Genomic DNA, 19,776 nt, shown 5'->3' on the forward strand with positions numbered 1-19,776 from the left:
AAGCCATAACGAAATAGACTTGTAGACATTATATTTTTTGTCGCACAAGCTCCACCTTCCTTCTCAATATAACGCTTACGAGGTTAGCTGTCGGATTCGGGCCTATGAGTAGCCCTACCTTTTTCAAGGATTCACCCCATTGGATTAAGTACTAATCCATAAGAACGGGTCCCCCGCACCATGCGGTTTCAGCGATTTAGAAAATTGAAACTGTGGATTATAATACTCCTTTATTTTCAAAATGTAAACAAAAATTTTGAAAAAGAAAAAAATAAAATGATTGCGCATAATCCGCTGGTAAATATACATAATGAATACTAAAAAACGATAAAGGAGACCCATATGTCTAAAGAAAAGAAGCCTATTTTTTCCGATTCCTATTTAGATGCATTAGCAAATGAAATTAATCAATTATACGGTAAACGTGAACAGGAAATAAATTTGACAGATAGAACGAAAAGAAATAAATAAGTTGTCATAAAAAAAGAAAGCAATACACTTATATATTGCTTTCTTTTTTATTTTTTCATACATCCAATTCTATTGCTGATTTGTTAAAGATCATTTCTTCATACACTTTTAAATTTTGATATACCGCACCCAATAATGGTGCTTCCATAGAAAACTGTTCTGCTACATCTAGTAAGTATCCTTGTATGTGCTTCCCTTCAATGGACGAACCTTTTTCCATATCACGCTGCATCGATGACTTCATATCATACGAAATTTTATCAATTGTTTTCATATGTTCCTGGGCAATATCTTCCTTAATTGGTGCCCCTATATATCTCATGATTTGCACACATTCTTCAAATAAGTTTTGAATAAAATCACGTCCACCTTCGCTTTCACGAATCGGTCCTATTGGTGCACGCATTAATGTTGTCACACCTGACATTACAGTAATAAATAAATATTTATGCCACATATCTTGCGTAATATTTTCACTTAAAACAAAACTAGATTTCGTACCTGCAAATGCTTTAGCAATATGCTGTATTCTCTCTGAATCTTGAAACTTCATTTCTCCAAACAGAAGTCTGTTGGCAGCGCTAGTTTGTACAATTTCTCCTTGATCGTTTAACGTCGTCTCGATAAAACATAGACCGCCAATCACTTTCTCTTCACCAAATTCTTTTTGTAATAGTGATACATGAGCAATACCATTTAACAATGGAATGATGACAGTATTTTCACCTACAAACGGCTTCAAATCTTGAATCGCCTCGTTTAAGTGATACGCTTTTGTTGAAAATAAAATGACATCAAATGGAGAAGTTCGATCTTCTTTCGTTATTAATTTCGGTTGGAAGGAAAAATCCCCATTCACACTACGAATAACAAGTCCCTTTTCCTCTAATTGCTGTTTTCTTTTACTACGAACAAGAAACGTAACATCTTCCCCTTTTTCGACTAATCGGCCACCAAAAAATCCTCCGACGCCACCAGCTCCTAATACTAAAATACGCATACAACATCCCCCTTTTCAAAATACAATTTTATAACATGTAGTATACATAACATTATACATGTCCTCTACTAAATAAGCTGAATTTTCATTCTTAATCAAGTATAAAACAGTGGTTATTTTCAAATAAATTTGGGCATGTTGTTTTTATAGCATATATGAAAGGAAACAATGTAAATGGAGGCAATACAGACAATCGAGGAAAAAGATGTAGCAACAGCTATATTTCAATTTATATTCCCGTTTTCTTTTAAAACCGGATATGAACAAAATATGTTCCCTTTCTTACAGAAAAATGATTTTCGCCCTTTTCGACTCGATCATCTTGAAAATGAAAATACATACTACGGAAAGTTTCAAGTTTCACATCAAAATATGGAAGCATACTATCTTTCATTTACAAATAAAATTCTATTTCCTCACTCAGAGCACCAAAAAGGATTGCAGCGCTATTCTAAAGACCTTAACTTAACTGGACATTTAACAACAAATTTGATTTCCGTTCCATTCAAAATTCATTCTATTGACGTAACACTTTGTCCTTATGAGCTTGGCTTCTTAACAATTCGGACAGAAGTAGAAACCGCTCCAAACATGACATTGTCAGAAGCAATCGAATTTGCCGCCCGCTTCCGTGTCCTTGAAACTAAAAATGATACAACTGAAACTATCTGTATTGAATGTAACGGAAAACAATATTCACAAGTAGAGAAGCTCATATTCGGCGATTTATTTCATGGCTTAACAGACTTCTTTGAGAAAAAGAGATTGCGGAGTTCTTACTTTCAAACATTCCCCTTCTTTGAAGATCAACGAATGTATGTACAAACTTTATTATCCATAAACAAAAAGTCAGACCTTCATGTAATCGATGTATACCGAGCTTCCAGTCTTTCCGGATTAACAGACAATGGCAAGCCCTATATTAGCGCAAATAATGTTCCTTATATTCAAGATTATTTAACAAAACATTCTTATCAAAGATGGGCTCCTAATCGCTACTTTATTATGGAAGAACATATTTTCACATGTATAACAAACGAGGATGAACACGAATTCGCTAAACTTGCTAGTCAAATGTACGGAGAGTTTTATTACGCTTTGTTATTAAATCTATTTCATAAAGTTGTTTTATTAAAGATGGCAAACGCTTATGCTGAACTAAACATTGATCAAGATACAAATGAAATAGAGAAATTAATTTATTCAATCAATTCATTTACAGCGAATTACTTTTCTTTAGAGTTAGTATCCCAATCACAGAGTGAAGATATTTTTTTCCGCTTAAGAAAACTATTTAATATTGAAGTACTTTACTCGAATGCAAAACAAAATCTCGATAGTTTGTTTAAATATCAAGAAAATGTCGCTTCTAAAAAAGATAGCCTTTTACTATTAATTTTAACGCTCTACTCTGTAGTAGGCCAAATGTTAGGGTTTACTATGATTGATCTTTTAAGAAACACCGATTCAAACAAAATCTCGTCGCCACTTGAATTTTTCGCACTTTTAATAGCAATCAGCGGCATAGTCATTTCATTTATTTTAGGCGCGCAAAGTTTATACCAATGGAGTCTACAACATAAACGAAGAAAATCATGGGTAAAACAAACTGTACTTTCTGCTGTGAAAGAGAAAGATGATAAGAAGTAAAGAAGGTTATTTTCAAATTACAAATACGTGGTACGCTTCAGTAAATGAAATTTTTATTAGCGATTTTTAAATTCTATCGACTTACCGACAAAAACTGACAAAAAAAGTACCGCATAGTAAAAAAAGTACTCCAAAATAAAATTTGGAGTACTTTTTTATTACACTAATTTATCTTACTTTCCTGCTTCGATTTTCTCTAATGCAGCAGCTACTTGCTCTTCAGTTAATTCGTGTTGCACGATATAACGATTACGTGGGTGTACACGACATTCATGAGAACATGCACGTAAATGTTTTGCTTCGTTTTCTTCAGAACATAAAATTTTCTTATTACATTCTGGATTTGCACAGTTTACATAGCGCTCACAAGGTTCACCTGTAAAGTGGTCTTTACCAACGATAACATGCTCTTTTTGGTTTACTGGTACAGAGATACGCTCATCGAACACGTAACATTGTCCATCCCAAAGCTCACCTTGTACTTCTGGGTCTTTGCCGTACGTTACAATACCGCCGTGAAGCTGACCTACATCTTCGTAACCTTCACGAACTAACCAACCAGAAAACTTCTCACAACGAATTCCGCCTGTACAGTATGTTAAAATCTTTTTACCTTCAAGTGTTTCTTTGTTTTCTCTAATCCAATCTGGTAATTCACGGAATGATTCGATATCTGGTTTAATTGCACCCTTGAAGTGTCCTAAATCAAACTCATAATCATTTCGTGCATCAATAATAACTGTATCTTCTTGTTTCATTGCTTCATAAAAATCTTTTGGCTCTAAATACTTTCCAGTTATTTCGTGTGGGTTAATGTCATCTTCTAGACGAAGTGTCACTAACTCTGGACGAGGACGTACGTGCATTTTCTTGAATGCGTGCCCTTCTTCTTCATCTATTTTAAATACGATACCGTCAAAGCGTGGATCGTTGTTCATTGCTTCCATGTATTTCTCTGTTTGTTCTACAGTTCCAGAACAAGTTCCGTTAATTCCTTCTTTAGCTACAAGGATTCTTCCTTTTAATTCAAGTGAATTACAAAATGCTAAATGCTCTGCAGCGAATTCTTCAGGGTTTTCAATTGTTGTATACATGTAATATAGTAATACTCTGTATGGTTTTGTAGTTGCCAATGTATTTCTACCACCTATCTAATTTTTAAAATCATGTATAAGTTAACGTTCATATCAAAACATATATAATAAGAAAATGTATCCAAAGTTTTATGCATCCCATTTTCTTCTCTTTATACTATTTTCTATAAGTTAACAAAAATAAAAAACAAGATTACACATCAAAACACTATGGTTAAGTTGTAATCCCAATATATTATATATCATACAAATGCAATTCCATCAATTAATATGCTGTATTATAGGCTTTATGTTCACATAAATTTCAAAAATAGCCCTTTAATTCATTATGTTTCCCCACGTCATCACACCATAAACTCCCAATTTTTTATAACACGACACCATCTATTGCAGCAAGGCATATAATTTGCACTAAGGAAACATTTGTGTTCAAATAAAAATATCATCTAATACATCTAAATGTATTGAAATAAACAATAAGAATACTTACAATAATTTCATCAAGTTAACATTTCAAAGGGGAAAACTACTATGAATAAAGATATATCAAAAGATGAACAAGTCCCTTCTCAAAGTACAACTGTTCAATCCGCACACTTAGCTTTAAGTGGCGAAACGAAAGGCTGGAAACGACTGTTACCGTTTTTAGGACCCGCTTTTATCGCATCCGTAGCTTATATTGACCCTGGTAACTTTGCTACAAATATCGCAGCTGGTTCACAATACGGATATTTACTATTATGGGTTATATTCGCTTCTAACTTAATGGCAGTATTAATTCAAACTTTATCAGCTAAATTAGGAATTGCTACGGGAAATAATTTACCTGAAATAGCTCGCGAGCACTTTCCAAAACCTGTGTCTATCGGCTTATGGATACAAGGTGAACTCGTTATTATGGCTACAGATTTAGCTGAATTTATCGGGGCAGCACTCGGATTGTATTTATTATTTGGAATTCCTATGTTACCAGCTGCTTTAATTACAGCAGTCGGATCATTTATTATTCTTGAGTTTCAACGCAGAGGATTTCGCCCACTAGAAGCTATTATTACAGGGATGATTTTTATTGTAGTAATAGCATTTGGAATCCAAGTTTTTTATGCAAAACCAGAATTAAGTCCCCTTCTTTCCGGACTATTTATTCCGAAATTCCAAGGTGTAGACAGTATATTACTTGCAGCAGGGATATTAGGTGCGACAGTAATGCCACATGCAATCTATTTACATTCTGCATTGACACAACGCCGCGTGGTTGGAACAACTGACGAACAAAAGAAAAAGATTTTCCGTTTCGAATTTATTGATATCATTATTGCAATGGTTATCGCTGGAGCAATTAATGCGAGTATGTTAATTGTTGCTGCTGCACTATTCTTTAAAAATGGCTTGCATGTTGAAGATCTTGATGTTGCTTTTAACCAGTTCAGTACTTTAGTCGGTCCAGTATCGGCTGCTTTATTTGGAATTGGGCTCTTATCAGCAGGACTATCTAGCTCTTCTGTCGGTACAATGTCAGGTGACATTATTATGCAAGGATTCATTCGAATGCATATTCCGTTATATTTACGCCGCTTTATTACAATGATTCCACCCTTAGTTATTATCGCTTTAGGAGTAAATCCAACTTACGCTCTAGTCATGAGCCAAGTCGTCTTATCATTCGGTATTGCTTTTGCATTAGTACCACTTATTATGTTTACAAGCAGTAAAAAAATTATGGGTGCACTCGTTAACCACCGCATAACAACCTTTTTCGCTTGGATTATTGCTGCACTTGTTATCATTTTAAATATTTTCTTACTGTATCAAACATTTATAGGATAATGAAAAAAGGTATTCCAATAAAACTGGAATACCTTTTTTCATTACCACTTATGTATGTACCTCTTTCTGGCATTATCGCACCTTTTTCAGTTCGAAAGTAAAGTGGTAGTCCTTCCGAGAAAAATATACTCACCTTGGATGGATCCTGCCTTTGGTGATGTATATGTAAATGCGGCTCACTTGAACTTCCTGAGTTACCGACTTGAGCAAGAACCTCTCCCTCATTTACATGTTGTCCTTCCCTCACTTTAATTGAGTCTTTCTTTAAATGCGCCAGAACCATAAATGTCCCTGATTCGTCTAGTCGTAAATAAACATGATTCCCCGCCATTGACTGGAAATCATCCGATCCCGGAACTATATCTTTTTCATCATTATTGATTGATACAACTGTTCCATTAGCTGGTGCCATTACTTCCGCCCCATATATTCCATAATCCTCTAACATACTACTTTTCACTTCAGCAGGCGGAATAAGAATATCATACGCCCATCGTTCATTTGGTTTGATAACGTGATAGTTCGTTTCTAACCGATCGCCGCCCCAGCCCACTAGTGCTCGTTCATTTAAAGGAAAACGAACGACTATTTTAGGGCTCATAGAATGTACATCTGCTGGGTAAGCAAGTCCGCCTATGTTAGCAAACCACCCTAAAGGCCAAGCTCCAATTATAGAGAAAAGAACGATGAAGAGTAGCGTTCTATCTATTCGCTTTCTGAAAATGCCTTTCCACACAAATAGTAATACTGAACCTATCAAAATAAAGATTGATACTAAACTAAATGCTTGTATAATCCACCAAAAAATGACTATTATAACACCATTAGCTAAATAAACTACACTCCAACTTATAATTAAAAACGCAACTAAAATTACTAATACATATTTCTTCCACATGTTGTATCCCCACTCTCATATCTTTGTTCTACATGATACGAAGTGAAAATTACGACATACAAAAGAAATACTTACGACTTTCTTACATTTCTTTATACTGCGGTAAAACGATAGTGAAAACCGTTTCTTTATCGTTACTACGTACAGTGATATCTCCTTTATGAAGTTCCCCTATACTTCTCGCAATTGCAAGTCCCATTCCTTTTCCACCCGTATGAGAGCTACGTGATTTTTCACCACGATAAAACTTCTCAAAAACGTAAGGAAGGTTCTCATTCGGAATGCATTGTCCAAAATTTTCAATTTCTATTTCAACATTCATGTTTCTTTTAGAAATTTGAATCAAAATCTGTTTTCCGTCTTTCCCGTACATAATACTATTATTAATTACATTTTCGAACAGCCTCACCATAAGCGCTACATCCACTTCCACATGTAACTCCTTATCACCGTTAATATAAAAGCTCATATCGGCATCATCTAGTAATGGTACAAAATCAATCATGATTTGTTCAATGAACGCTTTCATATTTACTACACTTTTATTTAATTCAATCTCCCTATAATTTATTTGACAATATTCTAATAAATCATCTACTTGATTTTTCAATTCATAACTTTTTCGCTTTAATATACTTACATACTGTTCACATTCTTCTCCATTTGAATGAAGCTGATTTCCTAACAGGTCCGCGTAACCGATTATAGATGTTACAGGTGTTCGTAAGTCATGAGAAATATTACTAATCATTTCAGTTTTCATTTCCTGCGATTTTTTTTCATTTTCGATAGACTCTTTTAAACTTTTAGCCATTCTATTAACATTCGCTGCTAATTCACCAATCTCGTCATTTTTTGAAATAGGTATATGTATTTCTAAATTACCATTACTTATTTCTTTCACGTTCTTATTTATTTCAGATAACCTTTTCATCATTGTTTTTGTCATGAATGCAAAGTATATTGTAGTAAAAGTTAAAAAAGCTATTAAATATAACAATGAATATTTTTCCTCTAATCCAGTAATATGACTATATATATTTCCAACTACAATTTGAAACGCTATTATACTTACAGTTGCTAACAAAATGCTACATATGAATGCGATAAAAAACTTAGCTCTAATGCCTTGTAATGATTTAATCTTCAATTTTATATCCGACTCCCCAAACATTTTGAATAAACTTCGGCTCTTTTGGATTCGCTTCAATTTTATTTCTTAATCTTGCAATATGAACCATTACTGTATTATTACTTTCATAGGCTCTTTCTTTCCAAACGCTCTCATATATTTCTTCAATAGTGAACACACGATTCTTTGCAGCGGCCATTAAGTACAAAATATCATATTCAGTTTTCGTAAGATTGATTGTTTCTCCATATAACATTACTGTTCTCGACACTTCATCGATTTCTAACCCTCTAATGTTTATTTTCATTTCTATTACTTGGGCAGCATTTTGATTGAAATATGTATACCTTCTTAATTGAGCTTTCACTCTCGCTATAAATTCAATTGTACTGAACGGCTTCACAATATAATCATCTGCCCCAGTACTAAACCCAATTACTTTATCTACATCCGATGATTTCGCGCTTAAAAACATAATTGGTAAACTATGTTTCTCTCTAATCCTTCTACACAATTCTATCCCATCCATATGTGGCATCATAATATCCAAAATAGCAAGTTGAATACTGTTATTATTTATTATTTTTAAAGCCTCTTCTCCGTTATGAGCACTAAAAACTTTAAAACCTTCTTGCATTAAATTCGCGTTAACAAATCGAACAATATCTTGATCATCATCTACAATTAAAATTGAGTTTTTCTCCATATACAAACCTCTTTTTGAAATATATTCCACAATCAATTTTATCACAAATTAAAACCATACTTCCCTCTTGAATAATCTTTATTTTCAGACTAAATTATATAATAACAACACATTCTAGTTTCAGAAGAAATGGAGTGAAAGTATGTTTCCTATATTAAAAACCGACCGACTCATTTTACGAGAACTTACCGAAGAAGATGCACCGAGTATACTACAATGCTTTTCTAATACTGACGTACTGCGCTATTATGGCCAAAAACCATTACAAAATGTTGATCATGTGAAACAAGTCATTCATAACTTTAAGCTGAGTTACAATGCAAGAAGTGGTATAAAGTGGGGAATTGAATTAAAAGGCAAGAAAGAACTCATTGGTACCATTGGTTTTCACGATTGGTCTTCTGAGCATAAACGAGCTAATATAAGTTATGCCTTTCTCCCTGAACACTGGGGAAAAGGATATGCGACGGAAGCTGTTTCTGACGTTATATCATACGGTTTCCACACACTTCACTTAAAGCGGATTGGGGCAATTGTCTTTCTTGAAAATGAGGCTTCCAATAAAGTGCTATTAAAATTAGGATTTGAAAAAGAAGGCGTTCTAAAAAATTATATGTATCAAGATGATATCCCATATGATACAAATTATTATTCTTTATTAAAATGAGTTTAATAGAAATTATACGTAAAAACTCGTTTCAGCATAATGAATCAAGATAGTGGATTTTTAACGAAAGATGGGAAACCGAGCGTTTTTCATTTCTTAGATCATCATACGACTGATGCGAAGTACAATAAATTATATAATCTAAACAAAGGGCATGAGCATATTCTTACTCATGTCCCTTTTTTACGTTCTTTTTCTGTTTTCGCAATGCTTTTGGAATGTATACACAGAAAGGTTCGCTTTCCATGTAATCTCCCGTCATTGCATATGATTTAGAACGAGATCCTCCACAAACATATCGAAACCCACAAACTAAACTTTTTATAAGTTTTCAATATCATTACCTCTTTTCTAAAACCATAAAGAACGTACTATCCGGTAGCACAACCGCATTCCCAGACTCATCTTTAAAATCGATTTTCTCGCTAAGATGTTGTGTATATCCATCCTGTAAATAGTTCATAGCTTGAACGATGTTTACTTTATCTCCAAAGATACCCTTTACGAAATCCTTATAGTCGTTTGGCGTAAAGATTCCAAACTGCTCTTGCACCTCGTGAACAAAGGAATCCTCACCCCATGTATACGTATATAAGAACTCCATCGCATCGTTAACAGGCATTTTGACTGTATTGTCTGCAAGTACCTCATACTGGATTATACGCCCCTTAAATTCACGGACATACTGCTCTAAGAACTTCATTCCACCTGCATCTTTAAAATGAATCACACGCATTAACATTTTATCTTCAGTCATGATGCCATCACGAATGATAATACGACCTCCTGGCTTTATCACCTCGTAAGCACTCTGTAACCCCTTTTTAATTACTTCATGATTGAATTTCTTCCCTTCATACTCGATATAAGAGAACAGTTCATGAAGGATAGAAGAATATACAATCGTATCAACCGATTCTTTATCAAACGAACTACCTAAGTTGATTGCATCCCCTTTAATGACGTCCCAAGAACGACCTTCGTCCTGTTTCTTCTTTTTCAACGTATCAATCACGTTTTTGGAAATATCGATACCGTAGATTCGTTTATTTTCGGTCTCTTCTTCAATCATGTCTAGCATAACACCACCACCAGCTCCAACATCTACAACCGTATCTCCCTTTATATAATCAAGAATAATTCGTTTATCATCAGCCGAACTATTCATATGTTCCAAATACACTTCTTCGTTATGGAATCTATCATATGCGTCCTTTCGTAACCCGAAGAAATCAAAGAGCAGTACATTTGCTCGAGCATGCATCATATCTATCTTTTCTGCCTCTACACAGAAGATGATTAACGCCTCACCTACAGCAGAAAACTGAAACGACACATACGCAGTCTTCATATCTTCATCGACTTTAATCTCAAAAGAAACATGTGTTGTATCCGGCTTCTCGTTCTCACGGTACTCCCGTAGATACTTCTCAATAACCCGCTTACGATACACATTGTCCTTCTTCTCACCTTTGAAATCATAGTGCAACTGCTGCATCAATTTCTCGAAATGGATATGTTGAACCTTTCTAGTTCCTATCTCGTTCTTTAACATAACAAAAACTGTCCAAATATCCTCGAAGCTAAGGGCATGCATAGACGGTTCTACATACCACAAATCCTTATCAGATAAAAATGTTTGAACGTTTCTCTTCTCGCTCCCCATAATTATATCTTTTTCAAATACTGACTCCTTATGTTTTGGCGTGAGTCTATGTACACGAGAAGTAAATGGCTCCACATAACCATCAAATAGCCCATCAATTGTAATCTTCACATCGTTCTTTACTTCGCTCCACAAAGATTTTGATACACCTTCAATAATACATTGATTAAGATAGTATAGAATCTCCTTTAACCTAACGTCTCCGTATTCTTCTTTATATGTGTCAATTAAATCAATATGAGAGTTCAAACGAGCCTCTCCGCGGATATACTGCCCGATTAATCCATGTGTTCTAATTAAATCTCGAACAAACAAATACTCAGTAGAGTTTAAGTTTGTCTCTATATGTTCGATAAACTGAATATCACTAAAGATATCAGCAGAACCCTCGTTATGTACCAATAGATTGATTCCGTTCTTCTTCCATTTCTCTCGCTGTTTTAAAGAGCCTACCTTTGCAAGCTCACTATACGTTAGTACTTTTTCAATAATGCGATACGCTTCTTCATCTAAAGACAATCCATCTAACACTTGCAGCGTACGGTGTACATAGTACAACACCGCATCTGTTTTTAATTCACCAAGTACTTGTACATTCTCATAGTTTTGATGTATCTCCTCTGCCTCGATTAGATACTTTAACCACGTAGGGAGAATATTAGAAAACCCTTCAATGTATTTATTTAGAATCTCAATATTTTTCACCTTATTTACCCCCATATATAATCAATTTCAGTAGTATGGTCTGGGATATCTTCTCTAAAAAGATTATCACCTTATGCCCCCTTTACCATCTATATCTCTTTCAAATACAAATGCATCAAACCGAGTCTTTTTATCATGTAAAAGAGAGTTATCAATTTCGTTTCTAACATGCCAAGTTTGTAACACATTCTTTTGTTCATCTCTTATTTTAACTTCATCAGGAATTTCGGCGGAATAAACAGCAGGACGCAGCGAAGCATTTCTTACATTAATAAACATTTGTTGTGATAGAATCAACCGAAAATAGAAACGGCAAGCGGGTGCACTCCACTTGCCATTTTTTCATAGCTTAGTATGTATTTGAATTTCTTTTGCTTTCTCTTTTTCACCCTTCACTCGTACAATTAAATCATATGATCCGGATTTTGGCGCTTCAAAAGAAAGCAGACCTTCTTGTTGAGAAGTGACTTCTTCTTCATAAATAACCTTATCACCTTTTGTAACTTGCAATAAAATCGTACCTTCTTCAACGGCTGCTTCATAAGGAATTTCCACATTTCCTTTTTCAGCTTTAATCGTTTGCACATCGTAATACCCTTGCAACGAACCAATTTTTAAAGTCGTTTCGCCATTTTTTTGAACCTTTGTGACTTGTGTTGCTGTATTGCATGCGCTTAACAATACAACAAGAGTGAGAATCATAAATAAACGTAGTAATTTCATAGAAATTCTCCTTTTTTATGTATATGAATTAAATTTCTAACTCTAAATTTTGTACCATCTTATTTCCCACCTCTTAAAATAACTGTTTTTATAATAAAATAAGTAATAGAAAATAATAAACAAGTACCCATTGTACCAAAAACTGCAACTGAGATGTTACCTGCTAATGTTTCATTTGGATCTAATGCATTAGGTAAAATTGTACCCAAAATTGCAATACAGGCTAATACAACCATAAAATATTTAAATCTTTTTATTTTCTTTTTCATACTAATTATCCCCTTTATTCCTTAACATTAACTTCTAAACCAAATCCCATAAACCTACATCAGGACCTAATGGTACATGGAATTTGACTCTGCTTTTTCTAGCTTCAAAGGATCCCCCTAGATTCCCAAATTAATATCCCCAAGTATTATACATACCAATTAATTCATATAGAAAAAGCCCGTTCAATTCAAATACTTAAGCTCCCTTATTTTTATAATACTCAAATAATTATACACAAACATCGCTATCGATTCATCTTAATACCTCATTTACCTTTTAAGTATATCAATGACAAAATATATAATTTAATATTTTTTATATAATTAAAAACAAACATAGTTACAACAAGAGATTGTTTTTATGCTGATTTGTACTGTATTCCCTTATTCCATGTACTCTTTAAAAAAACCTTACTTTTTAAAAAGTAAGGTTTTTTGTATTTATTCATTAGCGATATAAGCATTCTTATACGTATAAACACCACCAAATTGATGCTTCTCAATTCCTTTTACATAATCCTTTTGTACGTAGGCTGATCCCATTTGATAAAGCGGTGCAACTGCAGCATCCTCTAGCAGAATACGCTCGGCCTCTTGCAATGCTTCCCATCTTTTCTTTTGATCTAGTACAAAATCGCTTTTCGCTTTCTTTATTAATTCATCGTAGTGAAGGTTAGAATAATTCATTTTGTTATTCTGATTATCCGTCGTAAAGAGTTCTAAATAACTAATTGGGTCTTTATAATCCGGTCCCCAATTTGCCATAGATATATCGTAATCTCCTGTTTGTTCTAACTGTAATTTTTGCTTAAATGGCTGTTGTTTAATTTGTATCGTTAATCCTTGCAAATTCTTTTCTAAGTCACCTTTTATATATTCTGCTATACGTTTTGCATTATCTTGTTCAAACGTTAAAAACTCTAGGTTTACTTGTTCTACTCCAAGCTCTTTTTTCGATTCTTCCCAAATCTTTTTCGCATTTTGCAAATCATATGAAGAAAGATCTCCGTTTTCTTTTCTAAAATCTTTGCCAGTCTCTTCATTTATATGACCAGCCGGTACAAGTTCGCTTGCAGGTTTTGCCCCGTTATTAATAAAGTGAGCAACGAAATCTTCTTTATTTAACGCGAATGAAATAGATTGACGCACCTTTTTATTTGCTAACGCACTATTTTTTTCATTAAAACGTAGCATAGCAATTCCTGAATCGCTCGACATATGTAAGTCCTTACTTCCCTTATACTTGTCTACAAATTGAGAATTAATAGGCACTCGATCCAAATCACCAGCTTCGTATAAATTAACAACCGTCATTGTATCTTTTACAATTTGAAAGTTTATTTCGTCTAATTTCACTTTCTTTTGATCCCAATATGTAGCATTCTTCTTTAATTGAAACTCTTGTTCATGCTTCCACTTCTCTAATACAAATGGCCCGTTATATATGAGATTACTAGGTTCCAATGCATAATTCTTTCCTTGTTCTTTCAAAAATGATTCATGCTGTGGTAAGTAAATCGGCAGTGCTAACAACTGTAAAAAATACGGAATTGGCTGTTCGAGTTCCACTTCTAACGTATAATCATTTATTGCTTTAACCCCAAGTGTATCAAGAGGCATTGTTCCTTTATTAATTTCTTTCGCATTTTTCACATGAAAGAGCATGTACGCATATTGAGATGCTGTTTCAGGTTTAATTGCACGTTTCCACGCAAACATAAAATCATTTGCTGTCACACTGTCTCCATTTGACCATTTTGCATCTTTACGCAAATCAAATGTATATTTTTTACCATCTTTACTTCTTTTAAACGATTTTGCTACCGCTGGAATAGGCTGATCTTGATCATCTAATACATACAAACCTTCAAATATGTTTTGCATAACGTGCGCTGATGTACCATCCATCGTTTTCGCAGTATCAAGAGAAGGAATTTCTTCTGATACTGTTACATTTAACACTTGTTTTTTAGCTTCTGCATCACTTTTATTCGCTTTATTATTACAAGCTGTTAATAATAAAGTTGTAACAAGTGCCATTACCATTAAATGGCTCTTTTTTTGCTTCATGAATTGTTCTCCTTAAGTATAAAATATTATAAAGCGTTATATATTATAGCAGAAATATGAACAGAAAGATGCGACATTCTTTTGAATATTTATTCGTTCAAGAAAAAAGCTATCCTTTTAAAAAAGGATAGCTTTTTCAACTACATATAATTACCTATCTTTGTAAACCTCGTTTATAACGACTCGCTTCAAATATAATACGCTCTTCATCTAACGTTTTACATTCACCATTCCAAACGACACGTTTTCCGTTAATAATTACATCGCTTATATCTTTTCCACTAGCGGCATATACAAGGTGTGATAACACTTCATCTGCTGGTTGTAAATGCGGCTTATTAGACGGATCAATCGTAATAAAATCGGCACACTTTCCAACCTCAAGTGATCCTGTTTGTTTCATGCCGATTACTTCAGCAGCTCCTTTAGTCGCAAGTGTAAGAGCCGTTTCAACTGGTAATGCTGTTGCATCTTGATGAATACCTTTTTGTAGTAAAGTCGCTATACGCATTTCTTCAAACATATCTAAATTGTTATTAGATGCCACACTATCTGTTGCAATTCCTACTTTCACTCCTGCTTCTAGCATCGCTTTTACATTCGCTATACCAGAACCTAGTTTTAAATTACTATTCGGGTTATGAGCTACTCGAACATCATGTTCTGCTAAAAATGCACGCTCATTTTCATTTAATACTACACCGTGTGCAATAACTGTTGGGCGTTTAAATAAACCGCAACTTGCTGCATATTCTACTGGACGTTTTCCGTACTGTGTTTCAATATCACGTACTTCACGCTCTGTTTCCGAAAGATGAATATGAACCATCGTTTGATTTTCTACTGCAATACGAGCACACTCTTCTAACAGTTCTGTAGAACATGTATATGGACTATGCGGCGCAACCATCGTAGTTAACATACCACTTTCGTTATAGTAACGCTTCACATATTTTTCAGCTTCTTCAATCGCTTTCTTCTCATCGTCCTTCTTTCCGAAGCTAAATAAAGTTCTTGAAACAGCAGCTCGCATCCCACTCTTTGATACCGTTTCCATAATTGCATCTTGATCTACTCCAATTGGATTAAACATATCAGAGAATGATGTTGTACCACTTTTCACCATTTCAAGTAATCCTAATTCCGTACTAGCAACCGCAAGCTCTGGCGTAAACTGACTTTCAAGTGGCCAAATTCTCGTCTCCAGCCATGGTTGTAATAACATATCATCGCCAATACCTCTTAAGAGACTCATTACAACGTGTGTATGTGTATTTACAAGCCCTGGTAAAACCCACTTTCCTTTCATATCAATTACTTCATCTACTTCAAAATCATTAGCGAATTCTCCGCTCTTTACATCTATAATTTGATCATTTTCTACAATGATATATCCATTTTCTATCACTTCGTTTTTTTCATTCATCGTTACGATTGTAGCGTTTACATAAGTTGTTTTCAAAAGTATTTCCCCTTTCAACTCTATGAAGTTCCCTTTAATAAGTTACCACCATTATAGTAACTTATTAAAGATTAAGAGTCAAAAGATAATTTGAATTCTTTCATTATCTTTTCCTTCAAAATGCTATATTGTTTTTCATTTGTATCCGCAAATGCTTCTTCCCGATTTGATTTCTCATCCATATAATCCATTTCTCTATTGAATTGAGCCCCTGTAAAATCAAGCCTCTTCCCATCTATACAGTTATAAAAGTGCCACACCTCTCCTATTTTTGTCTTCTTGATTTGCCCTCCGCATATATCTTGAATGACTAAAGCCGTTACACCACACTGTCCCTTTGCTGGATTTTCACTTGTCCACTTTGAACTCGTTTCAATCGACCACGATTTTATTAGTGCTTCATATATTCTTTTTCTCTTTATATGATCCATTTTCAGCTTCTCCTACTATTAATTGTTTTACACATCATATTTCAAAAGAGGCAGTAATCGCTCCTTAAAAACCGTTGATGGTGTTTCCCCGATTAACTTTGCTCCCATCTTCAAGTAAAACCCTTTTGCATTCGGATCACTATCAATTGTAAAACTTTTTATTCCTAGTTCATTTGCTTTTTCTATTACATACTCCCAAAGTATTTTCCCGTACCCTTTCCCTTTGTAACGAGGATGAATGTATAGGAAATCGAGAGCATTTTCATTACGTAAAAATGAAAAAAATCCAATCATCGTATTATCGTTTTCTAAAACATATACAAAATTATTTTTTATGTACTCATCGGTAATTGTTAAATCTTCCTTACAAGCAAGTATGAATTCTTCGCTATAGTTCCACGTTGCTTTTGAATGTAGTGCGAGTTCACTTAATTCATTTACTTCACTTAATAACGCTTTTCTTATCTTCATGATTCTTTCTCCTCACATTCAATATATAAACTCTTAAAATGATTCGAAAAGTAATTTAAAAAACCTCTTATTTCCGTAAATAAGAGATTACTTTTATAAATCTTTATTATAGGTAACAATTTTTGAAAAGAAAAAGAACGCCATTCCTGAAAATTGACGTTCTTTTTCTTTTAACCTTTATGGCATATTATATTGAGAGTCATTTGTTTTACTATTTTTATACTACATAACTATATATTTTCTACTACTGCTTCAAGCATTGTTCCATTTTTAGCATAATTCGTATGCCAAGAAAAAGCTTTTTCTAAAACATGAGGGGTTTGTCCACCTCTTGTTTGTGCTTCTTCGAAATAAGCTCTTAGCTGGTCACGATACATTGGATGTACGCAATTCTCAATAATTAGTTCCACTCTTTCTCTTGGCGCTAGTCCTCTTAAGTCCGCATACCCTTGTTCAGTGACGATAACATCTACATCGTGTTCCGTATGGTCTACATGCGAAACGAAAGGAACGATACTTGAAATGTTGCCGCCTTTTGCAATCGATTTAGTAACAAAGATAGCTAAACGCGCATTTCTTGCAAAATCGCCAGAACCACCAATACCGTTCATCATTTTTGTACCTAAAACGTGAGTAGAATTAACATTTCCGTATATATCTAATTCTAAAGCAGTATTAATCGAGATTAATCCAAGGCGACGAATGATTTCAGGATGATTAGAAATCTCTTGCGGGCGCATCATTAATTTATCACGATATTTTTCAAAGTTAGAAAATACTTGTTGCATTTTCTCTTCAGAAAGCGTGATGGAGCAGCAGGAAGCAAAATTGACTTTCCCAGCATCCATTAGATCAAAGACCGCATCCTGTAAAACTTCAGAATACACTTCTAAATTTTCAAACTCCGAATCTAGCATACCGTGCAATACTGCATTAGCAACTGAACCAATTCCAGATTGTAACGGCGCTAAACGATTTGTTAATCGACCTACTTTAACCTCTTCTCGAAGGAACTCTATTAAATGCTGTGCCATAATGACAGTTTCTTCATCTGGAGGAACAATTGTCGATGGCGAATCCAGTTGATTCGTAAACACAATTCCCTTCACTTTTTCAGCATCAATCGGAATACCGATTGTTCCAATTCGATCATCCGTTTTTACGAGCGGAATTGGGAGTCTTTCCCCTTGTTTACCTGGTTCATATAAATCATGTAGCCCCTCTAGTTGCGTAGATTGAGCCATATTCATTTCAATAATAATGGACTTAGCATGTAAGGAGAATGCTAAGGAATTTCCAATTGAAGTGGTTGGAATAATCATGCCATCTTCAGTAATCGCAACCGCTTCCAAAATAGCGACATCTATATCCATAACGTCAGCACGGAGTAACTCTGCTGTATGAGATAAGTGCTGATCCACAAATAAAAAGTCTCCGTTATTAATTCCTTTTCGCATAGTCGCATCAGCTTGGAAGGGCAATCTTTTCCCTAAAATTCCTGCCTCAGCAAATAATTTATCTACATCCGAACCTAAGGAAGCCCCTGTATAAACATTCACTTTAAAAGATTTATCATTCTTCACTCGGTTTACAAGTGCAAATGGGACTGCTTTTACATCCCCAGCGCGTGTAAATCCACTTAAACCTAAAGTCATTCCACTTTCAATCCATGAAGCTGCTTCTTCAGGTGTAACTACTCGATCTTTTAAACGTTGATCCCTAATTCTATCTAAATTATTCTCCATATGTAATCCCTCTCTTAATGAATATTCATAATTATTTCACACATTAACAGTATCAAAATAGGAATTTTCTTACACAATGCCGAAAATTCAGATAAAACAGCGAATCTAGGTTCTAAAGCAGAAACATTTAGAATCCTAGAAGCTTACGAAAATAGCTAGCATATGATTGACTCACTGGTACCCTCTCTCCGTTATCCATAGAAAGTAAAAAAGTAGAATGCGTATCAGGGTAAATCGCTTTAATATGATTAACATTTACAATAAAAGAACGGTGACATCTAATAAAAGAATCTTTCGGCAGCAAGTATTCGAATTCTTGTAGCGAGTACTTATGTGTTCCTGTTAACTCTTCTGAATTCACATACGTCTTTTTATCTTTAGCTTCTAAATACATGACCTTTGAGAAAGGAACTGGAACCCAGCCGTCTGTTGTTTTTAAAGTAACGACCGACTTACCATCCGTTAAAGCGGGATAAATTGCCGTCACGCAACCTTCAATCTTGCCATTATTTGAAAAAGGTACGGCCATTCCATGATAAGGAATACCGAAAACATCTCGGTTAATAAACTCAGAGGCTTTTTGCTTCGTTATCATTGCTTTATGAGCAATCGTCCCTTCCTTAATAGGATCTCCGGTGCTAATCTTTAAATCAATTCGTTTGCTTGGTCGATAGTAAATATATTCTTTCGTATTTGAAACGGCGATTGATATTTCATCTGAAAATAATTCCCCAACAACATCTAGTAGTATACCTAATGTTTTATCTTCCATATTATTAACACCTCATT

At 34.4% G+C, this 19,776-nt stretch carries 19 protein-coding genes, 1 pseudogene and 1 riboswitch; of the genes and pseudogenes, 4 read left to right on the top strand and 16 right to left on the bottom strand.

Translation table 11 applies throughout. The features are described 5' to 3' along the window. Positions 1 to 57: 57 nt before the first annotated feature. Positions 58 to 204, bottom strand: a riboswitch (cyclic di-AMP (ydaO/yuaA leader). A 138-nt stretch (positions 205 to 342) separates the two neighbouring features. Then, positions 343 to 471, top strand: coding sequence for a hypothetical protein (locus ILT06_RS32445; RefSeq protein WP_000031869.1), 129 nt, complete (start codon positions 343 to 345; stop codon positions 469 to 471). Between the two features lie 55 nt (positions 472 to 526). Here the strand turns inward: ILT06_RS32445 and panE are convergent, their stop codons facing one another. Further along, positions 527 to 1,471 carry a 2-dehydropantoate 2-reductase gene (gene panE, locus ILT06_RS07285; RefSeq protein ID WP_078183608.1) on the bottom strand — a complete coding sequence of 315 codons (945 nt, stop codon included), beginning with the start codon at positions 1,469 to 1,471 and terminating at the stop codon, positions 527 to 529. Positions 1,472 to 1,645: 174 nt separating this feature from the next. Between panE and ILT06_RS07290 the strand changes: the two genes are divergently transcribed. Further along, positions 1,646 to 3,121, top strand: a complete 1,476-nt coding sequence (locus ILT06_RS07290; RefSeq protein WP_064476412.1) for a hypothetical protein — start codon at positions 1,646 to 1,648, stop codon at positions 3,119 to 3,121. Between the two features lie 173 nt (positions 3,122 to 3,294). On the opposite strand, the gene trhO is transcribed toward ILT06_RS07290, so the two are convergent. Then, positions 3,295 to 4,254 carry an oxygen-dependent tRNA uridine(34) hydroxylase TrhO gene (trhO, locus tag ILT06_RS07295; RefSeq protein WP_000246220.1) on the bottom strand — a complete coding sequence of 320 codons (960 nt, stop codon included), beginning with the start codon at positions 4,252 to 4,254 and terminating at the stop codon, positions 3,295 to 3,297. A gap of 492 nt (positions 4,255 to 4,746) precedes the next feature. On the opposite strand from trhO, the gene ILT06_RS07300 reads away from it, so the two are divergent. Next, positions 4,747 to 6,042 carry an Nramp family divalent metal transporter gene (locus tag ILT06_RS07300; RefSeq protein WP_064476413.1) on the top strand — a complete coding sequence of 432 codons (1,296 nt, stop codon included), beginning with the start codon at positions 4,747 to 4,749 and terminating at the stop codon, positions 6,040 to 6,042. Here the strand turns inward: ILT06_RS07300 and ILT06_RS07305 are convergent. The 3 genes from ILT06_RS07305 to ILT06_RS07315 all read right to left on the bottom strand — a co-directional run bounded on the left by ILT06_RS07305 (position 6,032) and on the right by ILT06_RS07315 (position 8,778). Further along, positions 6,032 to 6,940 carry a M23 family metallopeptidase gene (locus ILT06_RS07305; RefSeq protein ID WP_098111536.1) on the bottom strand — a complete coding sequence of 303 codons (909 nt, stop codon included), beginning with the start codon at positions 6,938 to 6,940 and terminating at the stop codon, positions 6,032 to 6,034. The genes ILT06_RS07300 and ILT06_RS07305 overlap by 11 nt on opposite strands. Before the next feature lie 82 nt (positions 6,941 to 7,022). Beyond that, positions 7,023 to 8,090 carry a sensor histidine kinase gene (locus tag ILT06_RS07310; RefSeq protein ID WP_064476414.1) on the bottom strand — a complete coding sequence of 356 codons (1,068 nt, stop codon included), beginning with the start codon at positions 8,088 to 8,090 and terminating at the stop codon, positions 7,023 to 7,025. Further along, positions 8,080 to 8,778 carry a response regulator transcription factor gene (locus tag ILT06_RS07315; RefSeq protein WP_064476415.1) on the bottom strand — a complete coding sequence of 233 codons (699 nt, stop codon included), beginning with the start codon at positions 8,776 to 8,778 and terminating at the stop codon, positions 8,080 to 8,082. Before ILT06_RS07315 ends, ILT06_RS07310 begins: the two co-directional genes overlap by 11 nt. A 142-nt stretch (positions 8,779 to 8,920) precedes the next feature. Between ILT06_RS07315 and ILT06_RS07320 the strand changes: the two genes are divergently transcribed. After that, complete coding sequence (locus tag ILT06_RS07320; RefSeq protein WP_064476416.1) at positions 8,921 to 9,445, top strand: GNAT family N-acetyltransferase; 525 nt, start codon at positions 8,921 to 8,923, stop codon at positions 9,443 to 9,445. Between the two features lie 166 nt (positions 9,446 to 9,611). Here ILT06_RS07320 and ILT06_RS07325 read toward each other — a convergent pair. The 11 genes and pseudogenes from ILT06_RS07325 to ILT06_RS07375 all read right to left on the bottom strand — a co-directional run. Beyond that, positions 9,612 to 9,758, bottom strand: a pseudogene (locus tag ILT06_RS07325) (radical SAM/SPASM domain-containing protein); the annotation flags it as partial. A gap of 27 nt (positions 9,759 to 9,785) precedes the next feature. Further along, positions 9,786 to 11,831 (bottom strand): class I SAM-dependent methyltransferase, encoded by a 2,046-nt coding sequence (locus tag ILT06_RS07330; RefSeq protein WP_222654985.1) that lies wholly within the window; start codon positions 11,829 to 11,831, stop codon positions 9,786 to 9,788. Positions 11,832 to 11,882: 51 nt separating this feature from the next. Continuing rightward, positions 11,883 to 12,113 (bottom strand): hypothetical protein, encoded by a 231-nt coding sequence (locus tag ILT06_RS07335; protein ID WP_064476418.1) that lies wholly within the window; start codon positions 12,111 to 12,113, stop codon positions 11,883 to 11,885. Positions 12,114 to 12,158: 45 nt separating this feature from the next. Next, on the bottom strand, positions 12,159 to 12,539 hold the full coding sequence (locus ILT06_RS07340; protein WP_000771817.1) for a BA_1872 family lipoprotein: 381 nt from the start codon (positions 12,537 to 12,539) through the stop codon (positions 12,159 to 12,161). Positions 12,540 to 12,598: 59 nt separating this feature from the next. After that, positions 12,599 to 12,808: a hypothetical protein gene (locus ILT06_RS07345; RefSeq protein WP_000726954.1), complete on the bottom strand. Its 210-nt coding sequence runs from the start codon at positions 12,806 to 12,808 to the stop codon at positions 12,599 to 12,601. Between the two features lie 441 nt (positions 12,809 to 13,249). Beyond that, positions 13,250 to 14,878: a peptide ABC transporter substrate-binding protein gene (locus ILT06_RS07350; RefSeq protein WP_064476420.1), complete on the bottom strand. Its 1,629-nt coding sequence runs from the start codon at positions 14,876 to 14,878 to the stop codon at positions 13,250 to 13,252. Between the two features lie 154 nt (positions 14,879 to 15,032). Further along, the gene (locus ILT06_RS07355; RefSeq protein WP_222654986.1) at positions 15,033 to 16,358 is read right to left on the bottom strand and encodes a bifunctional S-methyl-5'-thioadenosine deaminase/S-adenosylhomocysteine deaminase; all 1,326 of its coding nucleotides are present in this window, start codon (positions 16,356 to 16,358) and stop codon (positions 15,033 to 15,035) included. 53 nt (positions 16,359 to 16,411) lie between these two features. Then, on the bottom strand, positions 16,412 to 16,771 hold the full coding sequence (locus ILT06_RS07360) for a YunG family protein (protein WP_064476422.1): 360 nt from the start codon (positions 16,769 to 16,771) through the stop codon (positions 16,412 to 16,414). Positions 16,772 to 16,798: 27 nt separating this feature from the next. Beyond that, positions 16,799 to 17,242, bottom strand: a complete 444-nt coding sequence (locus tag ILT06_RS07365; RefSeq protein ID WP_064476423.1) for a GNAT family N-acetyltransferase — start codon at positions 17,240 to 17,242, stop codon at positions 16,799 to 16,801. A 230-nt stretch (positions 17,243 to 17,472) separates the two neighbouring features. Next, entirely contained in the window at positions 17,473 to 18,987 is a 1,515-nt protein-coding gene (scpC, locus tag ILT06_RS07370; RefSeq protein WP_064476424.1) for a succinyl-CoA:acetate CoA-transferase ScpC, read from the bottom strand. A 127-nt stretch (positions 18,988 to 19,114) separates the two neighbouring features. Continuing rightward, positions 19,115 to 19,759, bottom strand: a complete 645-nt coding sequence (locus ILT06_RS07375) for a LytTR family DNA-binding domain-containing protein (protein WP_000389704.1) — start codon at positions 19,757 to 19,759, stop codon at positions 19,115 to 19,117. Positions 19,760 to 19,776 lie beyond the last annotated feature (17 nt).

Source organism: Bacillus sp. 17RED48, from assembly GCF_019837545.1.
Taxonomy (GTDB): Bacteria; Bacillota; Bacilli; order Bacillales; family Bacillaceae_G; genus Bacillus_A; species Bacillus_A wiedmannii.

Coding starts and splice junctions, on each gene's coding strand:
- ILT06_RS32445 (WP_000031869.1), top strand. CDS start 343: ATGTCTAAAGAAAAGAAGCCTATTTTTTCCGATTCCTATTTAGATGCA.
- panE (WP_078183608.1), bottom strand. CDS start 1,471: ATGCGTATTTTAGTATTAGGAGCTGGTGGCGTCGGAGGATTTTTTGGT.
- ILT06_RS07290 (WP_064476412.1), top strand. CDS start 1,646: ATGGAGGCAATACAGACAATCGAGGAAAAAGATGTAGCAACAGCTATA.
- ILT06_RS07300 (WP_064476413.1), top strand. CDS start 4,747: ATGAATAAAGATATATCAAAAGATGAACAAGTCCCTTCTCAAAGTACA.
- ILT06_RS07305 (WP_098111536.1), bottom strand. CDS start 6,940: ATGTGGAAGAAATATGTATTAGTAATTTTAGTTGCGTTTTTAATTATA.
- ILT06_RS07315 (WP_064476415.1), bottom strand. CDS start 8,778: ATGGAGAAAAACTCAATTTTAATTGTAGATGATGATCAAGATATTGTT.
- ILT06_RS07320 (WP_064476416.1), top strand. CDS start 8,921: ATGTTTCCTATATTAAAAACCGACCGACTCATTTTACGAGAACTTACC.
- ILT06_RS07330 (WP_222654985.1), bottom strand. CDS start 11,831: ATGGGGGTAAATAAGGTGAAAAATATTGAGATTCTAAATAAATACATT.
- ILT06_RS07340 (WP_000771817.1), bottom strand. CDS start 12,539: ATGAAATTACTACGTTTATTTATGATTCTCACTCTTGTTGTATTGTTA.
- ILT06_RS07345 (WP_000726954.1), bottom strand. CDS start 12,808: ATGAAAAAGAAAATAAAAAGATTTAAATATTTTATGGTTGTATTAGCC.
- ILT06_RS07350 (WP_064476420.1), bottom strand. CDS start 14,878: ATGAAGCAAAAAAAGAGCCATTTAATGGTAATGGCACTTGTTACAACT.
- ILT06_RS07360 (WP_064476422.1), bottom strand. CDS start 16,771: ATGGATCATATAAAGAGAAAAAGAATATATGAAGCACTAATAAAATCG.
- ILT06_RS07365 (WP_064476423.1), bottom strand. CDS start 17,242: ATGAAGATAAGAAAAGCGTTATTAAGTGAAGTAAATGAATTAAGTGAA.
- scpC (WP_064476424.1), bottom strand. CDS start 18,987: ATGGAGAATAATTTAGATAGAATTAGGGATCAACGTTTAAAAGATCGA.
- ILT06_RS07375 (WP_000389704.1), bottom strand. CDS start 19,759: ATGGAAGATAAAACATTAGGTATACTACTAGATGTTGTTGGGGAATTA.